Origin of the sequence: Streptococcus agalactiae ATCC 13813, assembly GCF_000186445.1 — a bacterium.
Classification (GTDB): Bacteria; Bacillota; Bacilli; order Lactobacillales; family Streptococcaceae; genus Streptococcus; species Streptococcus agalactiae.
The window spans coordinates 1,134,337-1,150,502 of record NZ_GL636070.1 but is presented as its reverse complement, the minus strand read 5'-3'; the positions used below and the strand labels follow the sequence as shown (position 1 = coordinate 1,150,502).

General features: G+C 33.1%; 15 protein-coding genes and 2 pseudogenes. All 17 read right to left on the bottom strand.

The features are described 5' to 3' along the window. Positions 1-8: 8 nt before the first annotated feature. Positions 9-851, bottom strand: a complete 843-nt coding sequence (gene dprA / locus HMPREF9171_RS107660) for a DNA-processing protein DprA (RefSeq protein WP_001015247.1) — start codon at positions 849-851, stop codon at positions 9-11. 136 nt (positions 852-987) lie between these two features. Next, positions 988-2,016, bottom strand: a complete 1,029-nt coding sequence (locus HMPREF9171_RS107665; protein ID WP_000162769.1) for a siderophore ABC transporter substrate-binding protein — start codon at positions 2,014-2,016, stop codon at positions 988-990. Positions 2,017-2,076: 60 nt separating this feature from the next. Continuing rightward, complete coding sequence (locus tag HMPREF9171_RS107670; RefSeq protein WP_000614753.1) at positions 2,077-2,838, bottom strand: iron ABC transporter ATP-binding protein; 762 nt, start codon at positions 2,836-2,838, stop codon at positions 2,077-2,079. Further along, positions 2,835-3,808, bottom strand: a pseudogene (locus tag HMPREF9171_RS107680) (iron chelate uptake ABC transporter family permease subunit). The gene HMPREF9171_RS107670 and the pseudogene HMPREF9171_RS107680 overlap by 4 nt, the downstream one beginning before the upstream one ends. After that, positions 3,805-4,767, bottom strand: a complete 963-nt coding sequence (locus HMPREF9171_RS107685) for an ABC transporter permease (RefSeq protein ID WP_000735587.1) — start codon at positions 4,765-4,767, stop codon at positions 3,805-3,807. The pseudogene HMPREF9171_RS107680 and the gene HMPREF9171_RS107685 overlap by 4 nt, the downstream one beginning before the upstream one ends. A gap of 239 nt (positions 4,768-5,006) precedes the next feature. Continuing rightward, positions 5,007-5,555, bottom strand: a complete 549-nt coding sequence (locus tag HMPREF9171_RS107690; protein WP_000136510.1) for a sugar O-acetyltransferase — start codon at positions 5,553-5,555, stop codon at positions 5,007-5,009. A gap of 20 nt (positions 5,556-5,575) precedes the next feature. Beyond that, a complete protein-coding gene (gene rnhB / locus HMPREF9171_RS107695; protein WP_000201088.1) occupies positions 5,576-6,337 on the bottom strand; it encodes a ribonuclease HII in 762 nt (253 codons plus the stop codon). Beyond that, entirely contained in the window at positions 6,324-7,175 is an 852-nt protein-coding gene (gene ylqF, locus HMPREF9171_RS107700; protein WP_000201277.1) for a ribosome biogenesis GTPase YlqF, read from the bottom strand. Before ylqF ends, rnhB begins: the two co-directional genes overlap by 14 nt. A gap of 275 nt (positions 7,176-7,450) precedes the next feature. Then, on the bottom strand, positions 7,451-8,023 hold the full coding sequence (locus HMPREF9171_RS107705; RefSeq protein ID WP_001231650.1) for a L,D-transpeptidase: 573 nt from the start codon (positions 8,021-8,023) through the stop codon (positions 7,451-7,453). Between the two features lie 200 nt (positions 8,024-8,223). Then, on the bottom strand, positions 8,224-9,708 hold the full coding sequence (locus HMPREF9171_RS107710; RefSeq protein WP_000256021.1) for a carbon starvation CstA family protein: 1,485 nt from the start codon (positions 9,706-9,708) through the stop codon (positions 8,224-8,226). 154 nt (positions 9,709-9,862) lie between these two features. Then, a complete protein-coding gene (gene ltdR / locus HMPREF9171_RS107715; RefSeq protein WP_000866961.1) occupies positions 9,863-10,597 on the bottom strand; it encodes a response regulator transcription factor LtdR in 735 nt (244 codons plus the stop codon). 11 nt (positions 10,598-10,608) lie between these two features. Continuing rightward, positions 10,609-12,348 carry a sensor histidine kinase gene (locus tag HMPREF9171_RS107720; protein ID WP_000171911.1) on the bottom strand — a complete coding sequence of 580 codons (1,740 nt, stop codon included), beginning with the start codon at positions 12,346-12,348 and terminating at the stop codon, positions 10,609-10,611. A gap of 536 nt (positions 12,349-12,884) precedes the next feature. Then, a complete protein-coding gene (locus HMPREF9171_RS1000000113480) occupies positions 12,885-13,007 on the bottom strand; it encodes a lipoprotein (protein WP_000472358.1) in 123 nt (40 codons plus the stop codon). Positions 13,008-13,474: 467 nt separating this feature from the next. Beyond that, positions 13,475-13,655 (bottom strand): annotated as a pseudogene (locus HMPREF9171_RS1000000113475) (DUF4176 domain-containing protein); the annotation flags it as partial. Between the two features lie 239 nt (positions 13,656-13,894). Then, on the bottom strand, positions 13,895-14,578 hold the full coding sequence (locus HMPREF9171_RS107725; RefSeq protein ID WP_000814338.1) for a lipoprotein: 684 nt from the start codon (positions 14,576-14,578) through the stop codon (positions 13,895-13,897). A gap of 85 nt (positions 14,579-14,663) precedes the next feature. Beyond that, a complete protein-coding gene (locus HMPREF9171_RS107730; RefSeq protein WP_001057652.1) occupies positions 14,664-14,987 on the bottom strand; it encodes a hypothetical protein in 324 nt (107 codons plus the stop codon). A 347-nt stretch (positions 14,988-15,334) separates the two neighbouring features. Continuing rightward, on the bottom strand, positions 15,335-15,868 hold the full coding sequence (locus tag HMPREF9171_RS107735) for a hypothetical protein (protein WP_001872272.1): 534 nt from the start codon (positions 15,866-15,868) through the stop codon (positions 15,335-15,337). Between the last annotated feature and the right edge of the window lie 298 nt (positions 15,869-16,166).

The following is a 16,166-nucleotide window of genomic DNA, read 5'->3' as shown; positions in this document are numbered from 1 at the left end:
GCAAAACACTACTGATATTCAGAAAGGATATCTTTTCCTGAAATAATGCATTTAGCTCCTTCTTGGATAAGATGGTGGCATCCATCTGATTTGCCATCGATAATATTTCCGGGAATGGCAAAAACTTCTCGTCCCTCTTCTAATGCTCTTTCACAGGTAATTAAACTTCCAGATCTCATCTTAGCTTCGGCAACCACAATACCTTGGCACAGCCCTGCAATAATACGGTTACGTTCGGGGAAATGAAATTTCAAGGGTTGTTCTCCGGCGAAATATTCTGATAATACGAGATGATTATATGACATATATTCTTGAAGTTTCTTATTCTCCGTTGGATAATAAACATCTAAACCACTCCCGATAACAGCTATACTACTGCCGCCGTTTTTTAAAGCACTAACATGTGCTGCTGTATCAATGCCACGCGCTAAACCACTTACGATAACAAATTGATTGTTAGTCTCCTTGATAATCTTTTTAACAGACTGACAACCTATCTGAGATGCCTGTCTTGCTCCCACTACAGCTAATTTAGGTTTAGATAGAAGTTCAATATTACCCTGATAAAAAAGTAGAACTGGTGGATTATATATTTCTTTTAACTCTAAAGGATAGTTAGAATCCAAAATCGATAGAACTGGAAATTTTTTGAATTCTTGTCGAAGTTTTTTAAGGTCTAGCTGTTTATAATTTTCTATAAAGAAAGTAGGATTTTTACATTTTGACACTACGGCCATATTGCGAACAGATAGAGAAGTTAAACTATTCTTTTTGAGATAGTTGATAATATTGTTGATATTAAGATTTGTTAGTCCAGCTTTTTTTAGCTTAAATAGTTCAAAATGATTCATAAGGTTACCTCCATTGACTATATTCGAAAATAATAGACAAAATAAAGTGATAAAATCAATCTATACTCTGAAGCATTGATAATAGCTATTTTTTCAAAAAATAAGACTAGGATTTTTCCTAGCCTTTGACAAAAAATTAACGATTATCAACAAAGTTCTGTACATCTTTAATCATACGGAGTGTTACTCGGCTCCCGCCTGAATTGATATACCAATCTTTTCCATCTACCTCATGAACACGTTTGTTTTTGACAGCATCAGTTGCTTTAATAACATCGTTATTAAAAAGTTCTTTTGATGAAGCTCCTTGTCCAATAGTCGCTCCACGATCTAAAACAAAGAGATAGTTAGGATTTTTTTCAGCGATGTATTCATAAGATACGGGAGTACCATGTGAACTTAGTTTTTCATTTTCATTGACTGCTTTAAATCCACCTACAGAGAAAATCCAACCAAAACGACCAGAAGGTGATTGAGTTAAAAGTTCACCGCTGTTTGCCATTACAAATAGAGCTGTAGGTTTACCTTTTTTCTCAATAGTTTTCTGCAATTTAAGAACAGCTTGTGCGATATCTTTATTAAAGGTTTTTGCCTTTTTATTTTGGTCGAAGATTTTCCCTAACATTGTGACACGCTCAGCAACTCCTTTGTCAAATACTTTTTTTGAGTCGACTCCAGCATATACTAATGCTGCTTTAGGTGCAGCCTCCTTTAATTTTTCAATATTATCAATAGAAGCCATACGTGCTCCTAGGAAAACCACATCAGGTTGCATACGAGCAATAGCTTCAAAGTTTGGTTCGAAGAGACTTCCTACGTCTTGGTATCTCTTAGCTTTATAAACAGATTTGACGTTATTAGGCAATAAACTTAGAGCATTTTTAGCCTTCGGGATACCAATAACAGATTTTTCAGCTCCTAAAGCTGTGATAGTATCCAAAGCTCCCATATCAAAAACAACTACTTTTTTGGGTTTTAAAGGAACTTTAAGTGTCTCGCTGATTTGCTTTTTATTATCCGGCTTGTCTCTTTTTTCTTTTTTAATATAGACCGAATAGTTGTTTTTTATGGTAACAGTTTGTGATTTTTCTTTAGCTAAAACAGCTTGAGAAGTGGTTAAGATAGTGCATAGTGCTAATATAGCAATAATAAGTTTTTTTGTCATTAAATAAAATCTCCTAAAATAGATAAAAACTAAAAATGTTATCCTACATAAATCTCTTTATTACGTTGTACAAAAAAGGATAATTGGTTTACCATCAACAGTTTCGATACGGATAGGCATATCAAATAAATGAGAAAGGATTTTTTCTTGCATAACATCTTCGACAGTTCCACAAGACACTACTTGTCCTTCTTTTAAAGCGACAACATTGTCAGCGTAGTGGGTTGCAAAATTGATGTCGTGAATAATAATCACTATAGTTTTATTAAACTCATACGCATATCGTTTGATAAGTTCCATCATTTGAACAGCATATTTCATATCTAAATTGTTGAGTGGCTCATCTAAGCAAATATATTGAGTATCTTGTGCCATTGTCATTGCGATAAAAGCTCTTTGAATTTGACCTCCGCTGAGGTTATTAATGAACTCGTCAGCTATATCGTTTAAATCCATATAAGATATGACTGATTCTATGACAGCTTTATCTTTTTGACTTAACCGTCCTTTACTATAAGGAAATCTACCGAATCCTATCAAATCTCTCACCTTTATCTTGAGTGTTAAGTGATTGGATTGTCTTAATATGGCTAATGTTTTGGCTAAGTCATTTGAACTGTAGTGGGCTAATGGTACCTTATCAAGGAAAATTTCACCATTATCATAAGGTTCAAGTCGACTGATACAACTCAGCAATGTACTCTTTCCAGATCCATTTGGACCTAAAATAGCTGTTACTTTTCCTTTAGGAATCGAAATATTAATGTCTTTTAATATTTCCTTTTGGCCATAGAACTTATGTAAATTGTTTATTTGAATCATAAGTTTTTCCTTCCTTTGATTAAGGTGAATATAAAATAACTTCCCCCGATAAGGTTGAGGAGAACACTTAGTTGAACAGTGAGGTGTAATAGATTTTGAACGAGATGCTGCCCTAAGACAAGTGTAAAGATACAGATAACAATGGCTATAGGAACTAATATTTGATGTCTAAAGGTATGAAAACTGTGATAGGTAATATGTGCTACAAGTAAGCCTAAAAAAGTAATCGGCCCAACTAATGCTGTTGCTATAGCTACCATCAATGCTAACCATAAAAAAATCTAGTAGTAAGCTTTTGATATGAGATGCCGAGTGATATCGCATTTTCTTTACCCAATAGTAAGACATCCAATTCCTTTATAAAAGGCCAATTAATGACAAAGCTAACGACAATGATAATGAAAGAAATCCAAAGGATCTTGGTGTTAATAGCATTGAAACTAGCAGAGAGCTGATTTTGTAAAATCATAAAATCGTTGGGGTCCATAATGACTTGAATAAAGGATGAGATAGAAGAAAATAATGTATTAAATATGAGTCCAGCTAATAGAACAAAATACAAAGACTGTTTTTTATTTCGAAAAAGTATCGTAAATAATAAGTAAGCAAATCCAACCATTAATAATAATGAAAGGAGGAAGCTACTAAAAGATGAAAATTTTATGACACGCTGAGCTCCGATTAAATACATTAATCCTGTTTGGATAAGGATATATAAGCTATCTAAACCAATAATGGACGGAGTTAAAAGTCGGTTATTGGTTAGAGTTTGAAAAATAAGACTAGAACTACCAATGCAGATACCAACCAAAATTAATGCAATCAGTTTTTGATAACGTGTTTTTAGGATATAGATAATCAAAAATTCATTTGCGTCAGTTGGAATACCATAAATTAAAAACAAAATAATAGCAGCAATTAGTAGTATCAGTAAAATAAGTAATTTTGGTATCTCTAAATCCTTAATCATGATTTTCCCTCATTTCTTATAATTGAAATCAGGAAAAAGGCACTACCCAATACTCCTAGCGTAACTCCTATTGAGACTTCATAAGGAAAAATAACTAAGCGACCAAAAAAATCACATATCATGACGATACAAGCCCCTAAAAGCGATGTCTCTAAGATAGTTGAGGACATATGATCTCCTTTAGTTATGCTAATTAGATTAGGTACGATTAAACCTAAGAAAGGTAAAGCTCCTACGATAATAATGACTAGGGATGTCATAATTGAAACCAAAACTAAACCAAAGTAAATCATCTTTTCATAAGCAACCCCTAAATTCTTAGCGAAGCTTTCTCCAAGCCCAACAATGGTAAACTGATGAGCAAAAAAATATACTAAAAACAAACATGGTAATGCTAAGTAAAGAATTTCGTAGCGATGGCTAGTCATGATGGAAAAATTACCTTGAAGCCAACTGTTGACAGATTGTAGTACTTGAAAATGTGTTCCTAAAAATACTGTTGCTGCTGCTACAATTTGTCCAAGCATCAGTCCGATAAGAGGTATAAAAATATTATCCTTAAAAGTAATCATTTTTAAAATGGTTACAAAAAGAAGCGATCCTAAAATGGCAAAACCTGAAGCTATACATAGTTGAATAAAAATAGAGGTATTTTTAAAGAAAATCAGCGTAACAACTACTCCTAATTTCGCCCAATCCATAGTCCCTGAAGTTGTCGGTGAAACGAACTTGTTTTGGGTGAGTTGTTGCATCAGCAGGCCACAGACTGACAAACTTGCACCAGATATTAGGATACTAATGGTTCTTGGTAAGCGACTCGTTAAAAAAATATCTACCTGTGATTGATCAAGGTGTGTTATTTGCTCCAGTGGGATAGATTTCACACCAACAAATAGGGACGTTAGAGAAAGTATAACCAAAGTACAACCCATTACAGGAGTGGTTAATAGCTTTTTCATAAAACTCCTTAAAATGAAAGATAAAGTGTTCAAAAATGAGCACAAATCTATAATAACATAATTTTTTGGAAAAATATCTACTTTTTTAAAGAATTTTATACTTAAGAAAACATTATTATATCAAGGTTTTTCTATTTAAAATCATTATAAATAAGATAGATTAAATTAGCAGAATATTTACTTTACCTATTTTTGAAATTAGAAAAAATCTTCGTTATAATTAAAGGTTTTTTCTAATTTTAAGCTAATTTTTTGATTATCTTAGCAGGGTTTCCTGCTATAACAACGTTATTTTCAAATGATTTCGTAACGACACTTCCAGCGCCAACGACGACATTATCTCCTAATACAACACCTGGTAAAATAGTCACTCCTCCACCTAGCCAGACATTATTCCCGATTTGGATTGGGGCACCGTATTCTAATCCTGAATTTCTTTCTATTGGATCTAGAGGATGGAGTGGGGTGAGGAGTTGACAGTTTGGGCCAAACATACAGTTATCGCCAATACGAATTTCACAAACATCTAAGAAAGTTTGGTTAAAATTGGCGTAGAAGTTTTCACCAACATAAATATTACAACCATAATCGCAGACAAAACGTTGTTCCATATGGATACTCTTCCCAGTAGCACCAAACCATTTTTGTAAAATGACGTTACGTTTGCTACTATTATCTTCATTGTTAAAGGCTTGCATATTTTTTAGTGCAACTTCTCTATCCTTGCGTAGTCCAGGTGCTGATGGACGATAATATTGTCCTGCTAACATTTTTTCTTTTTCGGTCATCTTTTCCTCTTCCGTATTATTTACAACATTGATTTTATAGGTTCAAAACTTTTACGATGTATCGGAGTAATACCGTATTTTTGCAAACCTTCTAAATGCTCTTTAGTACCATAGCCAGCATTTTTAGAAAATGCATATCCAGGATATGTGCTATCATAATCAGACATTATTTTATCTCTGGTCACTTTAGCTACGATTGAAGCTGCTGCAATAGAGAGTGAATTAGCATCACCTTTGATAATTTTAGTTTGTGGAATTGATAGATCTAAAACCATAGCATCAATTAAAAGATGTTCAGGAGCCACAGATAAATGAGAAACTGCATCAATCATAGCATGTTTTGTAGCTTCATAAATGTTGATATCATCAATACATTGGCTGTCTTGAATACCAATACCAACTGCTAACGCTTGATCTAAAATATTTTGATAGATTTCTTGATGCTTTTTCTTTGGAATTTTTTTGGAGTCATTGAGATGTTTTATTTTACAGTTTGGTGGAAGAATAACAGCAGCAGCTACTACTGGTCCCGCTAAAGGACCTCTACCTACTTCATCGATTCCTGCAATAAGGTTTATATGTTCAATGTAAAGTTTTTTTTCGTAGACCAACATTTGTTCTAAGCGCGCTTCTTCGTCTAAATCTGACTGAATATTTTTTTTTCGTTGAAGGATTGCTTTTTGAACACCTGCGCGTGAATCTGTTTGATATTCTTGCCAACGTTTGTCTTTTAAATCAACAATAGTCTCTAAAATTGCTTTGATTTCTTTAATTGTTGCCATCATGTTCTCCGACGATATCTAACGTATAGCGTCCTAATTTACCATCGCGAACTTCTTTGACAAATAAATTATAAAAGCGATCGTAATCGTCACGATAACCTAATTTTTGTGTTAAGGCCATGATGATTTCAGGAGCTTCATCCTCTAAATTAATGCTTTTAAAACGCTCTTTGAGACGATCAGGATAATAGGTTTTAAAGTAATTCAATCCAAATATTGTTACCTCATCCATAGGCAATAATTGATCTTTGATTGCCCCTGTTAATGCTAGCTTTAATCCAACTAATTCATCTTCAAATTTGGGCCACAAGATACCAGGAGTGTCCAAAATTTCCAGTTCCTTATTAGATTTGAGCCATTGCTGACCTTTTGTGACACCTGGTTTATTACCAACCACTGCAATTTTTTTACCTGCTAGGCGATTCATTAGAGTCGATTTACCTGCATTCGGAATTCCAATAATCATCGTACGAAGTGTCTCTTTTTGAATACCACGTCCCCGTAGCTTAGCAATTTTATCGGACATTAATATTTTAGCGATGTCGGTTACTTTTTTAACTATTGATTGTTCTTTAGAATTAATAGCTAATGTCTTTAAACCTTGAGATTCATAAAAATCTCTCCATTCTTTAGTTCGAATAGGATCTGCTAGATCAGCTTTATTGAGGATCATTAGTTTGGGTTTGTCTCCGACGATTTTGGTTAGCATTGGATTTTGACTAGAAAGAGGTAACCTTGCATCCACTAAAATTGTAACAAAATCAACATGCTTAATATTTTCTTGAACTTGACGGCGAGCTTTGGACATGTGTCCTGGGAACCATTGAATAGTAGCCATGAAATAAATTCTCCTTATGTATAGACTACCTTAAAAGTCTACATCTATTTGTTAGAGGTCTAATTTTTTAGTTTTATTCTTTTTCAACCGCATATAAAGGTCGATAAAATATTCGATTAACACTATTATTCTATCATTTTTTTAATGATATCGAAATACTTTATACAATTATTCCGCTGATAGGTTTCGTTTACTAATTGAGTTTAAGGGATATACGAAAAAGCTCTGGAAGTTTACTCCGAGCTTTTAATAACATGATTTTTACCACATTAAGACTATTTGATGGTAACAGTCGTTCCTTGAGGAATATTTTCATAGAACCATTTTGCATCCGCCCTTGACATACGCACACAGCCATGTGAGGCGGCTTTTCCTAATTGCTTTGCTTCTTCTGGAATCTCATTTCCTTGTTGATCAGTCGGAACGCTATGAAAGAGATAAATACCATGTTCTTTAAAGGAGACCCAATAATAGGCTCCTTCTTTTGATGAGGCGTTATAGAAAAAATCTCCTCGTTCCGGTTCTATGACAAAAGTTCCTTTTGGGGTAGGGCTCTCTTTTGCTCCTGTTGAAACAATCGTTTTAAAGATGACCTTGTCATTCGAGGTTATTGTCATTGTTTGCCTCGTAGATGAAACATGAATTTCTAGATTTGAATATTTATTTAGATTTGGATAAGTCTTCTTTTGTAAGACCTCTTTTTTTGAAGTTTGACTTGTTTGAGATGCTTGTTTTATGACACTTGCTTTTTCTTTGGCTTTATCACCACGAAAAATAGAATATACGCTAAAGATACTCATGAAAACAAATAAGACAGCTAATATTGGCAAAATTAAACGTTTTCTCATGTACTATCCTCTCTCTTTTGCTCTGTTATGGACAAATCTATTATAAGTTTCTGAAAGAAGGTTGTCAAATATTTTTGTAACATTTGTAATCAAACAGAAATATTTACTGGAATTTTTAGTAGAAAAATAACCTCGAATGATACTTCATTCGAGGTTATTGTGATAACTGTAAGTCTTAATAACATGGCTTCAAAATAATATTAAGAATCTAAACTACTGTAATAATTAATTGGTCTATGATCGTTAAACAGGAATGCTTCAGGATGAACAGTTTTTAATTGTTTTTGACCAGATTTCCAGAAAAGTCCAACAAGAATACCTGTTAACACTAAAGCAAGTGAATAAGTTAAGATGCCTAAGCCCATATTAAATCCAATTGGTTGAGATAAAATATAAACAACTACTGCATACAACATGAACATAGCTGGTACAAATGTTACCCAATAATTTCGTCTTTTTAGGATGAGATATCTTGTAGCAACTAATAAACCAATAACAGCAGTTACTTGATTTGCCCAGTTAAAGTAACGCCATAGGAGATTAAAATCAACGTGTGTAAGGACAAATGAAATAACATATAATGGGATAGTTACAGCAAAGATTTTTGGAAGAGTATCTTGTTTGACATGGATATAATCAGCAACGATAGTACGTAAGCTACGGAAAGCTGATAAACCAGATGAAACAGGGAGAACAATAACACCAATGATAGCGATAGTTCCAATTACACTACCGAGTAACATTAACATTACTTGATTGACAACTGCAGAAGGTGTCCCAGCAGCAATCATTTCATAGAGATTTTGACCTTTGAACAAGCTCATTGAAGCACCTGCCCAAATCATTGCAATTACTCCTTCTGCAATCATCATGCCGTAGAAAGTGAAACGCCCTTCTCTCTCATTAACAGTTGTTCTTGAGACCATAGGTGCTTGGGTAGCATGGAAACCAGAGATGGCTCCACATGAAATGGTAAAGAATAAAGCAGGGAATATCCCAAGCCCAGCTGGATGCATATTTTTAAAGGTTTCAAAAGTTAAGTTTGGCATATCAAAGCCACCAGTTAATAAACGGAAGCCAACTGCTGCCGTACTAACCATTAAGATGACGCAGAATACAGGATAAACTTTACCAAGTGCTTTATCAATAGGTAAGACTGTAGAAATAAGGTAATAAACGAAAATAAGACCGATTATCCAAGGTAAAGATAGTGTCCCAGCTGGTAAAATACTTAGGATAAGATTAGCTGGAGTTACCACAAATACGGTTGCAACTAAAATAAGTAATAGCATTGAAAAAATGTTGATCACATGCTTCATTGACTTTCCAAGATAGCGACTAGCTAATTCAGGAAGATATGCACCATTATTTCTAAGAGAAATCATTCCAATCATATAATCATGAACAGCCCCTGCAAAAATACATCCTAAGACTATCCAGATATAAGCAACTGGACCATAGAGTGCTCCTAAAATAGGTCCAAAGATAGGTCCGGTTCCTGCGATGTTCAATAACTCGATCATCCCATTCTTCCATTTTGGCATAGGAACAAAATCATATCCATCCCTTAATGCTTCTGCAGGTGTTTGGCGATTTTCATCAATTTGAAAATTCTTTTCAATGTATCTACCGTACGTGAAATAACCAACAATTAAAAGGGCTACCCCTCCTAAAAATGTTACCATATCACTGCCTCCTAAAAATTTTTTGCTTAATTTTATTAAGCGTTTTCATGACTTTAGTATAGCATTGAAAAATTGAAATTTCCTATTTTCAAGATGAATGGTTGTTTTTTAGAAATGAATAGTCTAAGTTTTATGATGAATAACTTTTCACTAGTTAGGTAGATATGCCTAACATTTGTTTTAGGGGTTTTACATTTGCTCTGCTAACAGGAACTGTTATTTTATTACAAAGGTGTAACTGAAGTGTTTGGTTAAACCAAGGTTCAATCGTTTTAATAGCATTAATGTTCACAATGTAAGAGCGATGTACCCGTACAAATTGAGATGATGGTAGTTTATCTTGCCATTGTTGTAGAGAGCCATCAATTTCATAATTTTTATCAGGTGTTTGTATAATCAGTTTTCCTTGCATAGCTTCAATCAAAAGGATATCATCCGCCGACACCAGATAGATTCGATCTTCTACTGTCAATGGATACTGTTGCTTGAAGAGAAGACCGGAAGTTACGCTCTCTATAATTGTAGATGTACTTAGCGCTCCTTTTACTCTATCCATAGCTTGCTTTAGCCTATCAAACTCATAGGGTTTTAACAAATAATCACGCGCATCATGCTCAAAAGCCTGAATAGCGTATTGATCATAAGCAGTCGCAAATATCAATAATGGTGGTTTGGGCATTTTATTGATATACTCTGCTAATTGCAACCCAGAATCATCTCTGAGATGGATATCTAACAGTGCTACATCAAAAGTTTCTCTAAGTAAAATAGCTAATGCAGTAGCCATATCATGCGCCTCTGCTATAACGAGGTTAGAATCATACTTATTAAGAAGGTAAATTAATTCGTTACGTGCAACTGGTTCATCATCAACTACTAAAACTTTCATACAATACCTTTCTAATTTTTAATGGGGATATTAACAATAGCACAAGTTCCTGAATCATTTGATTCAAATTTTAAACTTGCTTGTCCATCATAAATAATATTCAAGCGACGAACGAGATTCTCAATAGCTGTACCAGAACCTTGTTTTGAAATTTGAGTTTTTTTTCCAAGCGTTATTAATTTTTCTTTTGGAATCCCAATACCATTGTCTTGGACAATGATATGAAGCCTATCATTATTTCTTGCAATAGTAACCTTTAGCTGGTTATTTTTATTAACATGCTTAAAAGCGTGTTTATAAGAGTTTTCAATCAAGACCTGCAATGTAAAGGGAGGAATCATTAAGTTGTCATCTGAATTTGTTTGGTTGTCTAAATTAAAGGCCACCATGTTGGGAAATCTTGCTTCTTCAAGGGCTAAATAGGCGTTAACCTGTTCCAATTCATCATGAAGAGGAATTAAATTTTGCTTTGCCCGTTGAAGATTAGCACGAATAACCTTGCTAAAATCTTGGACGAGCTTTCTTGCTTTTTCGCTATCCATGCGAATTAAACCATAAATAGTATTAAGTGCATTAAAAAGAAAATGCGGATTAACCTGCGCTTGGAGAGACTTCATTTCCGCATCCTGTAGTAACCTTGTTGCTTCCTCAGCTTGTCCCAAAGCTAACTGAGTGGAAAAGATATTGCCTAATCCTTCAGCTAATTGACGGTCAACGTAAGTCATATGTTGTGCGTCTGAAAAATATAATTTCAAAGTACCCACTATAACATCGTGGATGTGTAATGGAATAACAATTGCTGAACTAAGTGGGCAATTGTTATGGTCGCATTCGATTTCACTTTTATCAGTTGCGACACTAACTTTACCAGTATCTATTGCTCTTTTAGCAAGCTTTGTTAATATTTGAGTATTAGGAAGATGATGGTCAGCTCCATCTCCTACATAGGCTAAAATGGCTGATTGACTAGTCAGGCTAACAGCACTCACATCCATATGTTTATGAATAATTTCAGCTACTGGTTGACAAGATTCTGTTGTCAGTCCCTTTCTAAGGTAAGGAAGGGTTAAATTTGCTAATTCAAGTACTTGATGGGTTTGAAATGCTTTAGCATATTCTTCTAATTTTTGAGTAGATGAAATAATGGATATAAATATACCTAAACCTAAAGTATTACTTAAAATCATTGGCATGCTGATAAAAGATACTAAGCGAAGCGCCTGATTAAAGTCAACACTAAAAATGAGGATACAGATCATTTGTAGAATTTCCATACCGAAACCAACAACCATTGCATCTAAAACACGAATTTTATTATAATTTTTACGAAGATAATTGCCTGATAATCCAGAGCATAAACCAATTAGTAAGGAAGAAATGACATAAATATGAGGGGCTAATCCTCCTTGCAAATACCTAACGAATACAGATAAGAGACCAACTATAATACCGACTATGGGGCCACCGATTAGACCTGATACACCAATGGTTAAAACACGTGTATTGGCAACCGATGATTGATCTGCTATATGATTAAGAGTTTGTGGAATGATAGATAAATCTGACTGAATTTCTACCCCTGTAAAATTAGAAATAATAGCAAATAAGCTAAATAAGATAAGCAGAATATACTGGTGTTTTTTTAATTCGGGTTGCTTCAAAGTTTGTTTTATAAAGGGGATATGCACAAAGGCATAGGCTAATAATATGATTAACCCCGCTCGCTCCATCATAATTAAAAAGAGTGTCATTAAATCTCTCCAAAGTATTAATTAGTCCGTTATAACATAGGTATAAAATGATTCATTTCATTACTCATTTAAAATGTCTCTCTATCAAGTATTCTCAAGACAATTAAGGGGATATCCATCAACAACTATTATGAAAACAACTACTTAAGGATGATAGATACTTTCACTAAAAAATTTTGATTAATCAAATATATTATTATTATAGCATATCAAATATTATTTTTTACATATTTATTAATTAATATGGTAACACCCATTATCTGAAGTGTGTAGGTGAGGTCTAAGTAAAGAATTTAAGCGTTTTGATAATAAAAAAGTGAGAACAATAGATTCTCACTCACAATTAGCCTGGTAATTTCTCACACGATTTGGTACTGCTTTTTAAAATTGGGCGATGGTGTTATTTTTAATATGAGTAGCTGCACTCGAATCCGATTGCTCAAAAGCACTTGCCGCTCCATTGAGATAGCTATTCAGATCAGAAATAACTGGTTGAATGTTTTGGCTGACTTCTTTGATAACTTTTGATCCAGCTTCTAAGTATTTTCAATGTTCTTGAACCCATTGGTGATTTTTTTTACTAAGTCACATGCTGTTAAAATCATCATTAAGCTTATCCCTCCCATAATAATAATCAATTTTTTAAATCCTTTAAACATCACTTTTCCTCTTATCTTATTGATTTTTTCAATTTTATTGCTGTCTTGACGTTGCTATCGCAAACAACCAACTCAATGCAATATAGTTATGGTATACATATCAATGTAAGAATCAAGATTTTTAAATTCATATTATTTGTATGATATTCAGGATTAGCTATTTTTGATTTCACAAAAAAACCTTCTTCTACTTTTTCTAGACTGATTCTTTCTTCCCACTCCTTCGTATCAATAGTTAAACAAAGTACTTTAAATCCTACAGAGGGTCATTCCATCAATTAATGGCATCATCGCGCTTGAAGCATGGCATAGGTTTTGGTATTAGAAACTGAATATGAATTCTATTATCTGTTAAAAAAATCAATATCACCAGAGTATTTATAAAACATAACGATAAAAAATCAAAAAATATTTTTACTATTTCCCTTAATTTCATGAGATTTAATTTCCCTTTTTGTGTATTATTTCTATTCTACACTAGTCTTACCCTTAGAAATATTTTTCCAATTTTCAATGACACGAGCTACTCTTTCTTTCTCTTCGTCATGGTACCTCCAAAAATTACTTCATCAATATCTTCCTCATTGAAATAATATACTTGTTCTAAATTGAGCTCTCTGGAAAAAATCCTGCCAGATAATCAAAATATCATCTTGATCAATAATATTTGCTCATGAAATGGCTCCACAAAATTTCTTACATCTTTAACATTTTCATAGAGTGCTTTTACTCCACAATGGCCAAAGTACCTATAACAACTGCTACTACTGGTACAAATTGGAGCTGTTATGATTACTACAAAAACACTCTCAGCAAGCGTAGAGACTATTCTACCTACTTCATTTTTTCTAGATATTTATTGCTCCTACCTTAAATTAATTAATTTATCACTCATATTCGGGATGCTTATGAATATAATATGCTGCATAAAGGGAATCGACAATCAGAGCTGGAAAAGTTGCCGTAAATAATACACCTCCAATCAAACCAAAAATATTTTCAATACTACCTACAAGAAAGACTGGAGAAAGCATCACTAAACCAAAAATAATTCCATAATTAATTTTTAATTGTTCCTTTTTTCCTTTTTGTAATTTCCACTGATTAAATTTCCATTTTTTCCCCTGATTTTTTGGTAAATAATAGAAATAATATATTCCAGAAAATACAATAAAAATAATTAACATTATCATAATATACATTTTTGCCATCTCAGTATAATAAATTGATTGAACATGTCCAAAATTTCTATTATTTAAAAACATTGCCAAGCCTATAAAATCAAAACCTATAATAAGTGTTAGGAATACTAATGATAATAAAATATAAGAAATTTTTTTTAAAAAATTAGATATTTTTTTAAAAAAAAGCGAAATAATTATTGAGACCAAATTAACAAAAATGCATACAGAAAATATGAATTTTATAAAACCTAAAGGATCACCAAAATTACTTGCATATAACCCTATGCAAGATATAAATAGTCCAATCCATGGAAAAATTTTAATATATGAATATTCTATTTCAAACTCAATTAACGGTCCATGATATCTATGGTTGCTCTGTTTCAAAAATTTTACCCTCCAAATAAATCTTTTAATCCTTTTTTAGCAAAACCTGTAATTGATTCATTACCCAACTCCTTAACTTTAAAATTCAAAGCAAAATCAAATGCCAGCCCTGCACTGCTCCAACAACGGTTCCCACAGGTCCTCCTACCAAAGTTCCTATTGCTGCACCGGACAATGCATCTACACCTGAATCTATAGCAAAGTTTTTGATTTTTTGATCTAGTGTAGAAGTCTTATCATCAAAAAAGTCTTTTTTGGCATTAGTTTCTATATTGACTATTTTCCCAGTCCAACCTAATACTTTACCAGCTTTAGCAATTCTTCCTAATTTTCCCCATCCTTTAAAAGCATTTTGGGGATTTAATTCAAGGACTTCATTTTTAAGGGATTTTATTGCTGCATTATTCAAAGTAACTCCTTTTGACGCAATTTTTCTGAGCTTATTTGAATCTTCTAAAGCTTTTTTCTCAACTGTTTAGCATCTTCTTCTCGTTTTTTCATACCTGTTTGAATTGTTTTTGTCCATTCTAATCCCTTACCTGAGGTATCAAATGTACCATTGAAATTTCCAAAACCTTCTGAGAATAGTTAAGGCCTGCCGAAACGACATCCTGAACTTCTGTTAGTCCACAAAAGACTGTTGAGGATTCCGCATTGAATTCCATGAGATATTTTTTAAATCATAGGTTACCTTTAATGCCAGAAAACTCCTAAGAGATTTCATGAACTAGCTGTCACTTTATAAGTGATCACAAGCTAATAACAAAAGTGAAATGAATCATTAACTTTTCTAAAGTTAATAAAGAATGGAATTAGCTCAATTGCCACTCTAGAAGCGAGAAAGTCACCATAAGAATGACCTGTTGTGACAGTAATATTATCGCCATTACTTTGAACACGATCATAAAAGCTAGTAGCTTTGTCTCCTAATCGTTTTAAATAAGCAGAGTTATTAGCACCGATATTTGCATCTGAAATAAAGTCGGTTGCCCCATCAGCATCCTTATTAGTACCCGCATAAGCTATATAAGTCTCACCAGTATTTTTATCTTTTACAGCAATAGCTGCAATACCAGTCTCTTTGTCATACATACCGTCACTATAAGTTAAATCAGTTCTATCAATTAGTTGATTTAACTCTTTTTTAGTACTTTCACTTGCTTCTTTTATGTCATCACCATTATTTAAAGCATCTGTATAAGCCCTCTCATATTTGTATACATAATGTGATAAATCTGCTGATGTTTTAACCCGATGTTCTAGTTTTATAGTTACATTATCATTTCCCATAACTTCTCCGTTTATTTTCTAAAACTATAGGTCTCACCCAAATAGTATCTCTTGTTTTTAGTTTTTATCCTTAGTGTATAGTCAAAATTATTTTTTCCACTTTTTGTAAAAGTAATATCTGCTTCCTTAATATCAGATATTTTAAATTTATCTCTCATTTTTTAATAAGCTTCGACTGTGTCGGCAATTCATATGTTATATCTTTCAACTCAGTTTCCGGATGTTTTAATAAATAACTTTTTACTTTTAATTTTTTAATTCTTTAGTATCCATTGCTCCGATAATAAAGTCATCAAAT

Coding starts and splice junctions, on each gene's coding strand:
- dprA (WP_001015247.1), bottom strand. CDS start 851: ATGAATCATTTTGAACTATTTAAGCTAAAAAAAGCTGGACTAACAAAT.
- HMPREF9171_RS107665 (WP_000162769.1), bottom strand. CDS start 2,016: ATGACAAAAAAACTTATTATTGCTATATTAGCACTATGCACTATCTTA.
- HMPREF9171_RS107670 (WP_000614753.1), bottom strand. CDS start 2,838: ATGATTCAAATAAACAATTTACATAAGTTCTATGGCCAAAAGGAAATA.
- HMPREF9171_RS107685 (WP_000735587.1), bottom strand. CDS start 4,767: ATGAAAAAGCTATTAACCACTCCTGTAATGGGTTGTACTTTGGTTATA.
- HMPREF9171_RS107690 (WP_000136510.1), bottom strand. CDS start 5,555: ATGACCGAAAAAGAAAAAATGTTAGCAGGACAATATTATCGTCCATCA.
- rnhB (WP_000201088.1), bottom strand. CDS start 6,337: ATGGCAACAATTAAAGAAATCAAAGCAATTTTAGAGACTATTGTTGAT.
- ylqF (WP_000201277.1), bottom strand. CDS start 7,175: ATGGCTACTATTCAATGGTTCCCAGGACACATGTCCAAAGCTCGCCGT.
- HMPREF9171_RS107705 (WP_001231650.1), bottom strand. CDS start 8,023: ATGAGAAAACGTTTAATTTTGCCAATATTAGCTGTCTTATTTGTTTTC.
- HMPREF9171_RS107710 (WP_000256021.1), bottom strand. CDS start 9,708: ATGGTAACATTTTTAGGAGGGGTAGCCCTTTTAATTGTTGGTTATTTC.
- ltdR (WP_000866961.1), bottom strand. CDS start 10,597: ATGAAAGTTTTAGTAGTTGATGATGAACCAGTTGCACGTAACGAATTA.
- HMPREF9171_RS107720 (WP_000171911.1), bottom strand. CDS start 12,348: ATGACACTCTTTTTAATTATGATGGAGCGAGCGGGGTTAATCATATTA.
- HMPREF9171_RS1000000113480 (WP_000472358.1), bottom strand. CDS start 13,007: ATGTTTAAAGGATTTAAAAAATTGATTATTATTATGGGAGGGATAAGC.
- HMPREF9171_RS107735 (WP_001872272.1), bottom strand. CDS start 15,868: ATGGGAAATGATAATGTAACTATAAAACTAGAACATCGGGTTAAAACA.